Here is a 14,659-nt window from a genome sequence, read left to right as displayed (position 1 = left end):
ACCAAGCGCTTTTCAAGCGTCCTTCTGCGGCGCACCTTTGGACGCTCGCTGGCGCCACTTTGCCACAGGCTCGAACATTAAAGTACCGAAAACTAAGGAAAACCGGGGTTTGAACTCTGGTCAGCGGATCGGCGCCATGATCAGCAGATCAAACCCATCTCAAAACGCCTTGGGACAGCTGAATCCGGAAAGGGCCGGGAGGAAGAAGTGGTTGGAGCCTGAACCTGTCTGGAGCGTATAAGTAACGTCGCGTCCGCCAATCACGAAGCGTGCTTGCATGTTGCTGTCGTGGCCGGTGACGGCAGCCTTGTCCAGAAGTCGCTTCAGGGCCCACGGCCCTTCGAACTTGATGGCGGATTCGCGGCCTGGCATCTCCGGCGTCAGGCTCAGACTGGCGGATCCGGAAGCCGCGCCGCTCGGCCAGGTCACTATGCTCGGCATGTTGCCCGCTTGGTTGCTCTGGACGGTCTGGCCGTCGACATCGAGCACCGCCGCATCGGCATCGCCATGCAGTGAGAAGGGCGTGAAGGTCACGCTCACCGAGGGCACCGAACCGCCCTGGGGAAAAAAGGCGCTACGGATTTCGGCCGCCAGCTGGAAGTTCTTCAGCGTCGACTTCGACAGGTCGCGGCCGAAGCGAGCATCCTGTTTCCAGCTCCAGTCCTGACCGGTCATATCGATCAGCGATGCGAGGTTCTGTGCGAAGAACCGGTCCATCAGCCCGCCCGGAGCGAACAGTTTGGCGAAATCCGCCATCGCGATGTCCTCGGTGCCATTGCGGGCGAAAGGATAACGGCCGTTGACCGCCGCCTCGCAGGGCTGTGTGACCGTCTGGTCGAGCATCTGGTTCAAATTTGCCACCGAGGTCTCGGTGACGTTGCCTTCAAACTCGTCTGCCGTCGCATTGACCATCCGGCCGAGTTGCTTGGGCAGTCGCGAGACATTGGCGCGAAGGGTGGCTATCTGGAGCTGCAGGTTTGCGTTGACGCGTTCCGTCTGGGAGGGGACGTCGGTCGCCAGTTGCAGGCTCTGGTAGATATCGCGGAAATTCTGGGTCAAGGCATCGATCGGGCGGTGTCCGGCAGCACCGCTCACCAGGGCCTGGAACGGCCTGAATTGCGCTTCGATGTTGGCCCCGGGATTCTGGTTTTGCGCGCTTAAGGATCCCGTGCCGGCACGGGTTTGCGATTTTCCGGTGGCGATTTGTATGCCGATGCGAGCCAGACCCTTGGCCACGCTTGCTGCGTCCTGTAACTGGCCCGCGCCGCCTTCAACCCCGGTGGCTGAGTCCTTGCCGGAAGCAGCGTCCCGCGTCAGAGCGGTTTCGTCGGCGATCGCCGTAAACAGCAGTTCGATCGGCGAGGTTGGCGAGGCGACGGCGGAAAGCGCGATATAGCGCGGCTTGTCCTTCAGCATCGCCTTGAATTTCAACCCGTCGAGAACGCTGTTCCACGCCGTTGCGAACTCCTTGCCATAGCGGTCGAGAAGTTCGGGACCGAGCTTGGGCAACTCCTGATCGATGCCGCCTTGCTCGCCGCCGCCACCGAGGACCCACTGGTCGTCGACGAGCGTCTGGGCAATGCGCGAGAGTTGCACGAGATAGAAGCTGTTGAAGCCGGCATAAGTATAGAGGCCGGGAACACGAAGGCCTGACAGATCGCCGCCATCGACCCGCTCGAACAGTAACGGGGCTTCCGGGCCGCTTTTCAGGGAAACAGAAAAATCATCCAGAGCTGCCGCGTATACTGCGGATTTGACCAAAGCCGAGGCACGGTCGGCAAGGCTCATGCGCCCGAGCGACCGTTGAGCGGCTTGGACGAGCGGCTGGTTGAGTTCGAAAACCGGATCGTAGGCGTCGTCCAAGGCAAGCATGGCACCCAGGTGCTTTTCGAGATGCTCGCGTCCTTCGCGGTTGTTTTCACCTGGATACCGGTTCTGCTCCCAATCGTGCTTCATCCAGGAAATGATCAACGCGTCGTCGACCTTCGGCGCCTTGCCGCCAAGCATCAGGTAGATTTTCAACGGCTCGTAGAGCGCGGCGGGATCGGCCATCCTGGCCTGGATCGTCCGCTCGGCCTGGATCAGCAGGCGCGATCGGAACATTCGTTCCAGCGCTTCCCGGTAAGCCGTCTTGGATGCCGAAAGAAGTCTCTCCCGCTGGCTGAGGCCGAACGTCTCCTCGATCGGTGTCGGCACGTCGCCGGTTTCGAACCCAGCCGGCAGATTGCGCAACTGGTCGAGCGGGCCAATGACGTTTTCGAGGTCGACATCGGTGACCTCGGTGCTTTTGAGCAACGCGTCCGCCGTCTGGCGATACTGGCTTATGGCCTGCGTGGTGGAGGCGATCAGCGACCTGTTGGCTGTGAAGCTCAGGGCTAGGGTGCCGAGGGCCGCCGCAGCGATCAACGCGATGGCGCCAAGGCCGGCGAACCTGGCGATCGTTGCACGTCTTACAGCTGATTTGTCATACGAAACCCATCCGGATTCGGCAAAAATGACGCCCGTCAGCAGATCGTGCAAAAAGAAGCTTTTGCCGGTTCCGGAAAGATGGGCGCGGGGGCTGCTGCCGAAATTGCGACCGATCGCGCCCAACACCTGATCGATTGGCGTTCCCTCTTGCGTGCCTGAAGAGAAGTAGAGTCCACGCAAGCTGACATTCACCTGGCTGCGGGTCGGATCGAACAGGCTGGCGATGAAATTGGTAATTCGCTCCTTCAGCGCGCCAAACTGCGCCGGAAAGCCAAAGATGGATATACGCGCGACCGGATCGGCCTCTTCCTGGAGGCGGTCAGGCATCTCCTCCACCAAGCGTCTTGCCAGTGCATCGAATTCGGCCGGAGCCTCGGCGGCCATATTCTTGTTGCGATCCGTGGTCTGGAATGTCGCGCCCCAGACCTTGCGCCGGCGCGGCTCGTCGAAGCCGCCGAAGTAATCCATGAACCCTGAAACCAGGTCGGCCTTGGTGAACAGCAGGTACACGGGAAACTGGATTTTCAGCGTCTCGTGGATTTCCCGCAGACGACTGCGTATCTCGACGACGTGAGCGTCAAGCTGCTGATCGTCGAGGCTGACGAGGTCGGCGAGGCTGATGGCCAGGATGACGCCGTTTATCGGTTGCCGTGCGCGGGCTCTCTTGAGCAGTGACAAGAAGGCAAGCCAGCTCTTCTTGTCGGTCTCGGCATTGGAATCCTGCGTCGTGTAGCGTCCGGCTGTGTCGATCAGGACGGCCTGGTCGGTAAACCACCAGTCGCAGGAGCGTGTTCCGCCAACGCCCGCAACTGGCTGGGCATCACCCGAACCGGCCAGCGGAAAATTCAGACCCGAATTGACCAGCGCCGTTGTCTTGCCGGCACCGGGCGGGCCGATGACGATGTACCAGGGGATCTCATAAAGGAAATTGCGTTTGCCGCTCGACCGCTTGAGCGCCGCCACGGCCTCATTCACGCGGGCCTCGAGCACCCGCGAGTCGTCATCGCGGTCGTCATTGTGTGTGACCACGGTTTCGAGTGCTTTTTGCGCTTTTCTCGCTTGCCAGAAACGCAGGCCGTAGAAAAGCGTGAGCGCTGCCACGATCACCCCGATGATAGTCGCGCGCAGCCAGGCAGGCCCGAGAGGACGGGTATCGGCGAAGCGGATCAAGGGTCCGGCAAACCACACTGCCGCCGCAAAGCCGGCCAGCGCAATCATGCTGAATATCCGCAGCAGCCAACGCGTCATGGCCGCTCCCGACTGGCCGTGCTCACAATGTTTCCTCCTTGGCGATCATCACATCGACACGGCGGTTCTTGGTGCGGCCTTCCGGCGTCGCATTGTCGGCGATCGGTTCGTCCTCGCCCTTGCCGTCCACCGTTAGTCGCGAAGGATCACTGAACTTCGGTGCCATCATTGCTTCGACGGCCTTCGCTCTGGCGACGGAGAGATCGAAGTTGGACTTGAATGGGCTCGATTTCCGCGGCTTCACATTGTCCGTATGGCCGACAATCCTGATCGGTCCGCGCTCGGGTTCCAGAGCCGCGGCGATATCTGCGGCAATGGGCTGGAACTCCGGCTTCGCCTCGGCCCTGCCGGACTGGAACAGCAGGAGATTGTTGATTTCCACAACGATGAAGTCGCCCTTCGTGCCGATGGTCAGCCCGCCGCCTTCGACTTCCTTGGCCAGTGCCGAACGGATGCGATCGATCTGCGTGGTTGTGGCGACGGGTGGGACGATTTTCGCCGGCTTCGCCAACGGCGCCACGCTGGCCCGTTCGATGGTAATCGGCGTCGATGGGTTGAGCGCCAGCAATTCACCGGCGGCAGCGTCGCCTTCGTTGGTGATGAAGACCCGCAGTGCGAAGAACGCAGCAGTCAGCAGCGCCGACACGGCTGCCGCGACGACCCAGAGCGGCAGGCCTGTCGACGGCTGCGTCATGGTCGACGCCAAGCCCTGCCAGTGGGGCGAGATGTCCGCGTCCGCGCGTGCCCTGAAATAGCGAAGCGTTTCGTAGACGTCGCGCCGAACGCGTTCGAGATTGCTGTCTTCGCGCGTCAGGCCCCGGTACTGGCCCTCGAACCCCAGCGACAGGCAGACATGCATCAGTTCGAGCAGATCGTAGTGTGCCTCGGGACTGGCCAGGACCTTGTTCAGCGCTTCGAAGAAGCCTGTGCCGCTGGGCTCGACGTGAAAGAACTGCGACAGCATGCTGTGCTGCGCCCAAGTATCTTTCTGTGGCCAAGGCAGGTTGCCGACGAGATCGTCGGCGGTTTCGCAGAGGATGAATTTCGCAATCCGCGCATCCTCTTCGGCAACACCTGATTTCTCGACTGTCCTGTCGAACCTATCGATCGCCTCAGTGACATGTTCGGCCAACGGCTCGGCTTGTCTCTCGACGGGGATAAGCCTGAACTGGCCGAACAGCATCAGCAATGGTGCGGCCGCGGCAAGGATCGGGTTTGCCGCGGAATATCTGACACTGTCCGTGACATTGAGCAGGGTCTCCTGCCGTAGAGCTGCCTCGGAAGCGCCGCTTCCTGCCGAAGCGGAAGGGGCTCCTTGATAAATCACTGTCCCGGATGCCCAGCCCGGCGGTGTATGCCGGCCGATGCCGGGATCGAATACGGTCGAATCCTTGATCTGCGAGGTTTGCCCGTCATCCGCGACGGGCACTTGAGGGACCGGCGCCGGTTTTCGCTCACGCCGTGGAGGGGCGCGAATGACGGTCTTGCCAGCCGGGCCGAAAGGATCGTCCTTCGAACTCATGGACGATCGTCCATGCAGGCGGTGTGCCCGCGACTGGGTGAGACAGGCGCAAAACGGTTTCTCGTCAGGTGAAGGAAACGCAACCCCTGCCGACCCTGACAGTGTCCGGAGGAAGGTAGGCTATATCTTACTATCCCGCCGAAAGATGACATTTGCCGCAGACCCCCAGGTCGATCAGCCTTAGCCGCTTAGCGAATTGTCGTATGCGATCGTAATCTCACAAACTCTCGATTGGAACCGGATGCCGCGCACCAAAGAGGTTTTCTTCGTCGACTTCAGCCTCGCATCCCCCTTTGGGCCTGTCTATTTCTGCTTGTCGGCCTTGGCATAGGCCTCGCTGAAATAGGCCAGGAATATGTCCAGCATGCCGTTCTCGTGGGCTTCCTCCATGGTTCGCCAGGTCGCGACAAAAGCGTCCCAGGCCTGGCTTTTCTTAGACGAGAACGATGTCGGGGGGAGTTTCTTTCCGATCGCCTCGGGCGACAGATCGTCGAGCAGCCGCGACAGCGCAGCTTGCATGGCGGCATAGGTGGCGAATTCGTGCGTCTTGAGATCGCGGAATGCATCTTTGATGCTGCGCCTGGCATCCAGATAGCCGGCCCTGCGGCGGGCGAACATGATTTCGAGGATGTCGTCGGTTCCCGGGCCGAACTTCAGGGGGTTGTTGTCGGCGGCGCTGATCATCGTCCGTTGTGTGCTCTTGGCCAGTATTTTCGCGGCCGTGCGCGCTTTCAAAAGCATGGTCAGTTCCTCGACCACAGTCCGCAGGACCGTGCCGATTTCGGCGGCAACTTCATGCGGATCGCGCGATTGAAGCAATTCCGGCGAGATGCCGGCCGCGATCGCGATTTCCCGCAGCACTTCGTCTCTGGTCGAGGGGAGAGGCGGTTGCGACGAGAACGCCGGAGCCGGAACCCGCTGCCCGGAATGTTGCTCCGAAGGAGTGAAGAACGGCTCGGCGGCGAATTCGAGCGGCCGGCCTGTCGCGGCCGGCATTTCTCGTTGTGTCGAACTGATATGGCCTGTCGTGGCGGGCTCGTCGTCGATCGATACGAAGATGACATGGCGGCCGATCAGCACCCGGTCGCCATGGCTCAGCCGATGCGGGCCGGTCATGCGCTGGCTCGATCCGTTGATGTAGGTTCCGTTGCGCGAGACATCGTGCAGCCAGAAAGCGCCTGCCTCGTAGCGAACCTCGCAATGCCGGCCGGAGATGAACTTGTCGGGGTCCGGCAAGGTCCAATCACAAGCCTCGCGTCCGATTTCGAAGCCGCGATCACGCGCCGCGTAACTGGTCGAGATGCCCGCAGGCAAGGCGTCGACATTGTTGATTTGCAGACTGATATACATCGAGGATCGCCGTCGAACGCTGATCGATACTCCACATTCTAGCAGTTTGCACATCCAACAGGACAGCGGCGTTTCGAGCCAATGCATCGGCAGGGTAAGGTTTTTCCGCTGTGCATCTCTTTGGTCGGCCGGACAACATGTGGTAGGCTCAACATAGCCTGGTGCGGCGGGCCAAAAAGTTCCTGGATGCGGGAACTTCAAACCCACTGCCGGCGGCCGCGTCCAGGAGGGGCACGACCCATGCCGAACGAACGTGCCACGGTTGTGCAAACACCGGTTGGCGCCGAGCTGTTGACCTTCACGCATCTTGTCGGTCGCGATGAGATCAGCCGTTGTTTGGCCTATACGGTAGGGTTCGTCAGCCCCAGCCCCGATATCGATCCGCTGAAGATGCTGGGGGGTGTCGTTTCGGTGGAAGGCGAATCCGATCCGAAACGTTGGTTCAGCGGTCTTGTGTCCGAGTTTCGCCTGACCCGCATAGAAGACCGGCTGGCCTACTACGAAGCGGTCGTCAGGCCGTGGCTCTGGTTCCTCGGCAACACCACCGATTGCCGTATTTTCCAGAACAAGAGCGTCGTCGACATCGTCAAGGACGTCTTCAAGAAATACAGCACGGCGGAGTTCGATCTGCGTCTGCAGGGTTCCTACCCTCCGCGCGAATACTGCGTACAATATGACGAGACCGATCTGGATTTCGTCCAGCGGCTGCTCGAGCATGAAGGCATCCTGTATTTTTTCGAGCATGACGAGGGCAAACACACGCTTGTCCTGACCGATGCGATGAGCAAGCTGAAGCCGGCGCCGGGCTACGAGAAAGTACCTTATCATTTTGAAGGGCAGGGCTCCCGGCGCGATGTCGAATACATCACCGAATGGATACCGGGCAGTTCGGTGCGTCCGGGCGCCTATGCCCACACCGACTATGATTTCAAGAAGCCGGGCGCCGACCTTATGGCCAAGTCGGCCCAGCCGTTCAGTCACAAGCTGGCCGCCGGCGAAAACTACCGCCAGCCCGGCGCGCATCTCGAAGTCGGCCGGGGCGACAACCTGGCCGCGATCCGACGCGAGGAGATCCAGGCCGTCCACCAGCGTATCGCCGCGGTCGGCACCGTGCGCGGCCTGTTTTCGGGCTGTACGTTCAAGCTCGATGGCTTTCCGCGCGAGGACCAGAACCAGGAGTATCTGGTGGTCAGCGCCGAATACAGGCTGTTCGATCCGGGATACAGAAGCCATGCCGACGTCGACAGCGAGAACTTCAAGGTGATCCTGGGCGTGGCGCCGACCGCCTTGCCCTATCGTCCGCCACGGATCACGCCCCGACCGATCATGCGTGGGCCGCAGACGGCGACCGTGGTCGGTCCGTCAGGCCAGGAAATATTCACCGACAAATACGCCAGGGTGAAGGTGCAGTTCCACTGGGATCGCCTGGGCAAGAAGGACGAGAACAGCTCCTGTTTCGTGCGGGTCTCACAGACCTGGGCCGGCAGCGGCTGGGGCTTCATCCAGATACCGCGCATCGGCCAGGAGGTGATCGTCGACTTTATCGAAGGCGACCCTGACCTGCCGATCATCACCGGCCGGGTCTACAATGCCTCGCAGATGCCGCCCTACGGGCTGCCGGCGAGTGCCACGCAATCCGGCTGGAAGTCGGACTCCTCGCTCGGCGGCGGCGGCTACAACGAGCTGATGTTCGAGGACAAGGCCGGCTCCGAACTGGTCAATTTCCAGGCGCAGAAGGACCACAACCTTCTGATCAAGCATGACCGTACCAAGCTGGTGCAGCACGATCAGTCGGACCGCATCGACCACGACGCCAAGCATTCCGTCGGCCACAACCTCGACGAGGACGTCGGCAACAACAAGACAGTCAAGGTCGGCGTCGACCAGACAACCGACATCGGCAAGAACGATACCGAGACGGTGGGCGTCAACCGCTCGCTTACGGTTGGCTCGAACGAGACGATCGGCATCGGCGCGAACTCGACGGAGACGATCGGGTCCAATCACACGCAGACCGTCGGGTTGATCCAGACGATCACCGTGGGCGCGGCGCGAGTGGATTCAGTGGGCGCAGCGGAAACCCGAAGCGTTGGCGCCGTCCAGACGAATCAGATCGGCGCATCGCGCTCGATGACAGTGGGGGCCGGACAGACTCACACCATCGGAGCGGCGGACAATTGGACAATCGCGGCCGCGCAGAGCGTGAAAATCGGCGCGGACCAGAGTTTCGCCATCGGCGGCGCGCAGTCGTCGCAAATCGGCAAAGGCAGGTCGGCAAAAATCGGCGCTGACGACGCAACCGATGTCGGAGGCGGGCACGCGCTCAAGGTCGGCAAGGGCAGCGGAATCCAGATTGCGGACGACAGCTCGATCAAGGTCGGCAAGAACCTGGTGATCGAGGCGGGTGACTCGATCACACTCAAATGCGGCTCGGCGTCGATCACGATGAAAAAGGACGGCACCATTGTTGCCGACGGCAAGGACATAACGCTCAAGGGCAGCGGCAAGATTACCGTCAAGGCCGACGGCGACGTGATCGTCAAGGGAAGCACCATCAACAACAACTGAGGGCGTCATCATGGAAGTGCTGGATCGTATCGACGGCGTCGTGATCGGCCTGCTGATCGGTTTCGAGGGCGGGGCACCGCTTGTTGTCTTCGTTGGCAATCCGCGCGAGACGGCGATTGCGGCGCGCAGCCTGACTGAACTGGACATTTCGGCGATCGGTTCAGAACTGGCCCTTCTGTTCGAGGAGGGTGATCCAACGCGGCCGTTGGTCGTTGGACGCATCGTCGATCCGGCGCACAAGAACAGGGAGCCGAAAGTCGCTCGCGAAGGCGACCGTGTCGTCATCACCGGAGACGAGCGCATAGAACTGCGCTGCGGCCTGGCGTCGATCATTCTGGAAAAGAATGGCCGCGTGACCATTCGCGGCAGCCAGTTGACGAGCCAGGCCAGCGGGACCAACCGTATTCGCGGTGGGGCCGTGCATCTCAATTGAGGCGTTGCCTATGCACCGCGTCGCGACCATCGCCGCCATCGTGGATCAGCATGCCGAGGACGCGGCTTTCCTGTGGCTGCGCCGTCGTCGGGAGATCGACGGTCCAATCCTCGACGAAACCGATATCGGTCGCATAGACCAGCGTCTCGAAGCCAATCTTGAAGGGCTCATGGCAGCCGGCAAGGCCGGTTGGGAAGCTGCTCAAGCGCGCTTTGCTGACTACGCCGAACCAGGCGAACTTTTCGTGCTCGGCACTCTGGCAATGCGTTGGAGCGATGCCAAACTGGTAACCTCCGCAATCGACGCCGGCGTAAGCGTGGGTGAAGCCGGCTTTTCAAGCTTGTCCGCTGCGATCGCGCGCACGCCGCGCGATAACCTGCGTCCCTTCGTGGCGCAATGGCTGGACACAAGCGATGCGCGACTACGCTGCCTTGGGCTGTCTGCGCTCTGGCATCACCGCGTCGATCCGGGACCGCGCCTGCATGATCTGGCCAGCCATTCCGACGCGAACGTCCGCCGGCGCGCCGTTCGGCTCGCCGGTGGGCTCGGGCGGCGCGACCTGCTTCCGGCAGTCCTGGCTGGCCTTGATGGCGAGACGGCGAGAGAACGTCTTGCGGCCGCCTTCGCCGCTTGCCTGCTTGGTGAGGCGCGGTCCGCGCACCCAGTGATCGACAAGATCGTGCTGACGGAGACGGACCAAGCGGAGGCGGCGATCGAGATACGCCTGCTGACAACGCCGCCCAAGGCCGCGAAAGGTTGGTTGCAGACGCGCCTCGGCCAGCCCCTGCTACGCGTGGCGGCAACGGCGTCGATCGGCCTGTTTGGCGATCCGTCGGTGATGCCCTGGCTGATCGAGAAGATGCGCGAACCGGAACTTGTCTTTGCCGCCGGGCTGGCGATGCGCGATCTGTTCGAGGTGGATTTCAACGACACCGACCTGTTCACGATAGACCCGGCCGATTTGGGGAAGGCGTTTGAATCTCTGAACCACAGCCCGTTGCCTGTCGCCGATCGCGTTGCTGCTTGGTGGGACGAGGGACGGGGCGGGCGCGGCCGCACGCCTTTCCATTCGATGCGCCGGTTGCGGCTCGACGCGTTGCGCGCGGCCATCGCGGCAACCGATACGCCGCTGACCGATTGGCGCAGGACGCGCCGGTTCCCGGCCTGGATGTAATCTATCGGCGGTTCGCCCGCGCCACGACGGCGGCGGCGCGCAATCCGTTCTCGGATGCGACTTCGCACATGGCAATCGATCCCGGCGCATAATTCTGGACAAGACTGTCGGCGGCCAGCATCAGCGCCAGCGCGCCGCTGGCCGCGCCGGTGTCGCCGACCGTCATCGCCGGATAGGCCGTCGCCATCAGGGTGCGGTGCGTGCGATAGAAGCGCGGTCGGGCAATCAGCATCTCCCAGCCATGATAGCGCTCGCCATTGCCGTTCGAGACGACGAAGTCGATGTCGGGTTCCGATGGTCCCGATCCCGAAACGGCGTCGCGCAGCGCGCCGAGCATGGCGCGGCCCTGGCTGTAGCGCTCGGAAAGGATGCTGTCCGTCTCCTGGGCCATGCCGATGCCATGGATAGCGGCCACGACAGGCTCGCGGCCAGGTTCCCGCAGCAGCCGCACGAAGACGGCCGCCTCGCCAGGAACCAGTCCTTGGGCGTTGTCCGCGCCCTGTAAACGTCCGGTCCGGCTGAGCCGGCCGAGGTCGGTGTGGTTGACGAGGCTGTCGACGCCACCGAGCAGCACTTGTGCGGCGCCTTGATCCTCCATCAGTGCAAGCGCCCGTTCTATCAGTCCCACACTTGCCGCCGCGCCGCCGTCGATGACGCACGAGGCGTGGTGGAATCTCAGGCCTGTTGCGTCGACAACCGCGGCCAGGAAATCGCGCGCCGGAATATCAACGAAAGCCGGATGGTTGCGAAAGCTCTCCGGCGTCGTGATGAGCAGCGCGGTGGCCGCCGCGACCCCCGGCTCGCCCGCGCCGAGCGCTTCGTTGATAGCGCGGGCGGCCATGTTGACCAGCCATTCGCCTTCGTTGCGGCGCAGATGCCGGTGAGTGGGTATGCGCGCGACTACCTGTGGCACTCCGAACGGTTCGGCGAGCGTGATTTCCTCGAAGGCCGAAAGGCTCGCCCGAATGGCTGCGATCGTTTGCCGCGCGTTCAGCCCGGCGGGCGTGACGGCGCCGCCGCCGGCGACGTAGAGCGGCCGCTTCATGGCTGCCACACGGCGCGGTCGACTGTGCCGTCGCCGCCACGCGGGCTGAGATAGCTCTTGCGCTTGCGCCGGGCCACGAGAAAGGCGGGCGTGACATGGCCGAAGACGATTTCCCGCAGCGCCGGCGTGTTCCGTTTTGTCACGTGTGAAAAGCGCGCTTTCAGTGTGACGCGCCACAGATCCGGCTCGACAATCACCGTGTCCGCGGCAAACGGACGTTCCTCGACCCGGTCGTCATAGATCAGCCGCACAGGCGCAACGATGCGCGGCAGGCGGAAGTCCCAGCGGCCGTTCGGTGTCATGCCGATGATCGTGACAGTCTCACCGCCATGGATTGCCGGCAGGTGCTGGTCCGCCGGGGCGCACAGATTGTAGCGCGGATCGAAATCCCCGGGAGGCAGTGGCCACTGCGTGTCGATCCAGGCTTGGTCGTAGGTGCCCGCGAGCGGCAGTCTCGGCATCCAACCCCGCCCGAGCGGGCCGAAGCTGGCCGGTCTGGGCCGATCGGAGGGACTGAGATAAGGTTCGGCGGGGTAGGTGACATTCGGGGCTTGTGTTCGCACTGCCGGATCGGCGGACGAGGCATGGTGATAGCCGACGCCGACCGGGTTGCGTCGGTCAAGCCGGCCATCTGGCAGCGTCCCACCATAGGCGCGCTCGTAAACGATCGGCATGGTTCGGAACAGGGCCGGCGCACTGTAGCCGCCGGCATCGTAGATGCGGTCTCCGACAACGTTGAGCACCTTTTGCAAGCCACCGACGCGGAAACCGACCTGCATCTCCGCCACCGGACGGCGGTTCGGCGCGTGCGCCGAACCGTTGACAAGGATTTCGGCGGCCGGCTTATGCGGCGCAATATCGGCTTCGTAGCGATTGGAGGAATTGGCTGGATCGCCGAACGGGATATCCCAGAGCGCGACCGGCATCTGGTCTTCGCAGACGTCCAGTGCCGGTGCGCCGTCGAGCGCATCGAAGCTTGCCGAGAACATGACGACCAGGACTTCCTGGCCGTCGGCGTCGAGTTGCACATGTGTTGCGGTGGCGAACGGCGTGCGATTCTCGATCCCGACCGCGAACGCCATCGCTCAGCACCAATTGCCGTGTTCGTCGAGGCCGATCGGCCAGTAGGGCATCGCGGTCAGCAGCGTCGCATAGTCGTCATGGCCGCCCTGGATCAGCCACTCGAGAAGTAACACTTCGGGAGGCACCGCACTCGACGCGGAACGCCGGTTTTCCTTGTCGCACGCGAGCCAGTACTTGCGCACGAGCCAGACCACCCTCGGGTGGCCGGCGGGGCCGGCAAGCCCCTTGGCCTCGATCGTTCGGAGGATTGCCTCGCCCATCGGCAGGCCGGTCTCCATGCGCTCCTCGACACTCGCGTTCCATGTCTCGGACGCGACAGCGAACACGTCCACGAAATCGAGCAGATAGGCGGCGAACAGGCTGCGATGTCCAGCCGAGCCGGTCCCCGGCGCCGTCCCTTCCGCGCGGCCTCGGACGTCACCGGGCGCGCGCAGCAGCCGGTAGGTCCCGTTCTGGATGTTGTGGTTGACGAGCAGTGCCATCGCTCAGGACTCCTCGAATTCCGGATCTTCCCCGATGGGAATGAAGTCGAACGGCCTCATGAAGTCCGCCAGCTCGGGCTCGGTGTCGCCCAGCCAGGAGAGGAGCAACGTCACGGGTGGGACCGGCCCGTCCCCCTCGCTCCCTTCGGACAACTGCTTGGCCTCGGAGCCCCACATCTCGCTCCTCCCGGGCTCCGGCCCGCCGCCCGAAAGCAAGTCGTTCAGTCGCGTCGTTTCGAAGTAGTACTTCCGAAACAGGGCAATGACCCGAGGGTGACTCGCTGGTCCCGCCGGCCAGCGGGCGTCGACAAGCTCCCTGTTGACTTCCTGCGCACGAAGGTCATGCCACCATTCCAGCAATGGTGGCACGACGATCTTCAACTCGTCTGTCCAACGATCATAGATGTCTTGATACGTTATCGAGATCATTTCATATCTCTATATGCCCAGGCCGCCAATGTGCTTGTTCATCGCATCGTAAAGCTCGCGGCGATCCAGTGCGCGCATATCCTGGGACTGCTCCATGCTGTGAGCATGACAATGCGGCTGGCACGGAAGGTCGCGCATCCGCTGGGCGAAGCTGCCCGGATCGTGGCACGCTCCCATCTCCCACGCGGTCTTCTGCGGCGGCTGGTGATCGGCGATCATCGTGACCTTGCCGTCAGTCTGCCTTTTGATTTTCTTGTCAATGTCCTTCAGCGCCTTGTCCTTGGCTGGGCCTGAAGCCCGACGAAGGATGTTGGCGCGGTCCTTCTTGCACTGCCAGCAGGTCTGCCCCTGCACGGAAGCGCGCTGGGTCTCGGTCGTGGGGGTATAGTCCTCCGAGTACTTGTAGTCGCGCGGGCAGTCTTCCTTCATCGCGTCCTTGCCCAGCACCACCGAGAAGTCGACCATGGCGGACACGTCGACCGTGTTCGGCAGCGGGCTCGCGGTATTCTGCTCCATCGGATCGCCGTGGCGGCAGACTCCCTTGCCCTCGACCTTGACCGTGAACGACCAGAGCTTGAACGAGCCCTTACCCTTGATGCGATGGGTGACCACGCCGGCGCCAAGTCCAGGCGTGGCCGCTTCGTTGCCCGTACTCAGCGCCACTTCGGAAGAGTTCTCCAGCGCCGTCGGTGTTCCCTGCACCTTGACGCTCTTGCTGCCTTTGATGAGATCGCTGGCCGAAAGCATGTTGACATATGGAACCGGCACCGGTCCCGCTGGCGGCGGCGGCGGGCTGAGGCAGACGTCGCCCGGCGCGACGCCCTTGCCGCCGCTTGCCTGGTGGAAGAAGCCCATC

The 14,659-nt window shown here is 62.6% G+C and carries 11 protein-coding genes; 3 read left to right on the top strand and 8 right to left on the bottom strand.

Annotated features, from left to right (window positions below; all coding sequences use genetic code 11):
• Window positions 1-159: 159 nt before the first annotated feature.
• From tssM to tagH, 3 genes are all read right to left on the bottom strand, one after another.
• Window positions 160-3,717 carry a type VI secretion system membrane subunit TssM gene (gene tssM, locus NKI69_RS19875; protein WP_023809162.1) on the bottom strand — a complete coding sequence of 1,186 codons (3,558 nt, stop codon included), beginning with the start codon at window positions 3,715-3,717 and terminating at the stop codon, window positions 160-162.
• 22 nt (window positions 3,718-3,739) lie between these two features.
• Window positions 3,740-5,239 (bottom strand): type VI secretion system protein TssL, long form, encoded by a 1,500-nt coding sequence (gene tssL, locus NKI69_RS19870; RefSeq protein ID WP_352722408.1) that lies wholly within the window; start codon window positions 5,237-5,239, stop codon window positions 3,740-3,742.
• A 303-nt stretch (window positions 5,240-5,542) separates the two neighbouring features.
• Window positions 5,543-6,589, bottom strand: coding sequence for a type VI secretion system-associated FHA domain protein TagH (tagH, locus tag NKI69_RS19865; RefSeq protein ID WP_352609940.1), 1,047 nt, complete (start codon window positions 6,587-6,589; stop codon window positions 5,543-5,545).
• Between the two features lie 240 nt (window positions 6,590-6,829).
• On the opposite strand from tagH, the gene NKI69_RS19860 reads away from it, so the two are divergent.
• Genes NKI69_RS19860 through NKI69_RS19850 form a run of 3 tightly spaced genes read left to right on the top strand, consistent with a single transcriptional unit; the run spans window position 6,830 to window position 10,764 of the window.
• Entirely contained in the window at window positions 6,830-9,157 is a 2,328-nt protein-coding gene (locus NKI69_RS19860) for a type VI secretion system Vgr family protein (RefSeq protein WP_023809159.1), read from the top strand.
• A gap of 10 nt (window positions 9,158-9,167) precedes the next feature.
• On the top strand, window positions 9,168-9,590 hold the full coding sequence (locus NKI69_RS19855) for a DUF6484 domain-containing protein (protein ID WP_502900183.1): 423 nt from the start codon (window positions 9,168-9,170) through the stop codon (window positions 9,588-9,590).
• 10 nt (window positions 9,591-9,600) lie between these two features.
• Window positions 9,601-10,764, top strand: a complete 1,164-nt coding sequence (locus NKI69_RS19850; protein WP_023809157.1) for a hypothetical protein — start codon at window positions 9,601-9,603, stop codon at window positions 10,762-10,764.
• Between the two features lies 1 nt (window position 10,765).
• Here NKI69_RS19850 and NKI69_RS19845 read toward each other — a convergent pair whose 3' ends face one another.
• From NKI69_RS19845 to NKI69_RS19825, 5 genes are read right to left on the bottom strand one after another with little or no spacing between them, the layout of a single operon-like run.
• Window positions 10,766-11,809 carry a hypothetical protein gene (locus tag NKI69_RS19845; protein ID WP_023809156.1) on the bottom strand — a complete coding sequence of 348 codons (1,044 nt, stop codon included), beginning with the start codon at window positions 11,807-11,809 and terminating at the stop codon, window positions 10,766-10,768.
• Window positions 11,806-12,891: a DUF2169 family type VI secretion system accessory protein gene (locus NKI69_RS19840; protein WP_050592625.1), complete on the bottom strand. Its 1,086-nt coding sequence runs from the start codon at window positions 12,889-12,891 to the stop codon at window positions 11,806-11,808. The genes NKI69_RS19845 and NKI69_RS19840 overlap by 4 nt, the downstream gene beginning before the upstream one ends.
• A gap of 3 nt (window positions 12,892-12,894) precedes the next feature.
• Window positions 12,895-13,374 (bottom strand): hypothetical protein, encoded by a 480-nt coding sequence (locus tag NKI69_RS19835; RefSeq protein WP_023809154.1) that lies wholly within the window; start codon window positions 13,372-13,374, stop codon window positions 12,895-12,897.
• A 3-nt stretch (window positions 13,375-13,377) separates the two neighbouring features.
• A complete protein-coding gene (locus tag NKI69_RS19830; protein WP_023809153.1) occupies window positions 13,378-13,803 on the bottom strand; it encodes a hypothetical protein in 426 nt (141 codons plus the stop codon).
• A gap of 9 nt (window positions 13,804-13,812) precedes the next feature.
• Window positions 13,813-14,658: a DUF4150 domain-containing protein gene (locus NKI69_RS19825; RefSeq protein ID WP_196815287.1), complete on the bottom strand. Its 846-nt coding sequence runs from the start codon at window positions 14,656-14,658 to the stop codon at window positions 13,813-13,815.
• Between the last annotated feature and the right edge of the window lies 1 nt (window position 14,659).

Source organism: Mesorhizobium sp. M0491 (assembly GCF_040321265.1).
In the GTDB taxonomy this organism is placed as follows: domain Bacteria; phylum Pseudomonadota; class Alphaproteobacteria; order Rhizobiales; family Rhizobiaceae; genus Mesorhizobium.
This window is presented reverse-complemented; position numbering and strand designations above follow the sequence as displayed.

Excerpts from the sequence above, each read along its gene's own strand:
- tssM (WP_023809162.1), bottom strand. The coding sequence starts at position 3,717 with ATGACGCGTTGGCTGCTGCGGATATTCAGCATGATTGCGCTGGCCGGC.
- tssL (WP_352722408.1), bottom strand. The coding sequence starts at position 5,239 with ATGAGTTCGAAGGACGATCCTTTCGGCCCGGCTGGCAAGACCGTCATT.
- tagH (WP_352609940.1), bottom strand. The coding sequence starts at position 6,589 with ATGTATATCAGTCTGCAAATCAACAATGTCGACGCCTTGCCTGCGGGC.
- NKI69_RS19860 (WP_023809159.1), top strand. The coding sequence starts at position 6,830 with ATGCCGAACGAACGTGCCACGGTTGTGCAAACACCGGTTGGCGCCGAG.
- NKI69_RS19855 (WP_502900183.1), top strand. The coding sequence starts at position 9,168 with ATGGAAGTGCTGGATCGTATCGACGGCGTCGTGATCGGCCTGCTGATC.
- NKI69_RS19850 (WP_023809157.1), top strand. The coding sequence starts at position 9,601 with ATGCACCGCGTCGCGACCATCGCCGCCATCGTGGATCAGCATGCCGAG.
- NKI69_RS19845 (WP_023809156.1), bottom strand. The coding sequence starts at position 11,809 with ATGAAGCGGCCGCTCTACGTCGCCGGCGGCGGCGCCGTCACGCCCGCC.
- NKI69_RS19840 (WP_050592625.1), bottom strand. The coding sequence starts at position 12,891 with ATGGCGTTCGCGGTCGGGATCGAGAATCGCACGCCGTTCGCCACCGCA.
- NKI69_RS19835 (WP_023809154.1), bottom strand. The coding sequence starts at position 13,374 with ATGGCACTGCTCGTCAACCACAACATCCAGAACGGGACCTACCGGCTG.
- NKI69_RS19830 (WP_023809153.1), bottom strand. The coding sequence starts at position 13,803 with ATGATCTCGATAACGTATCAAGACATCTATGATCGTTGGACAGACGAG.
- NKI69_RS19825 (WP_196815287.1), bottom strand. The coding sequence starts at position 14,658 with ATGGGCTTCTTCCACCAGGCAAGCGGCGGCAAGGGCGTCGCGCCGGGC.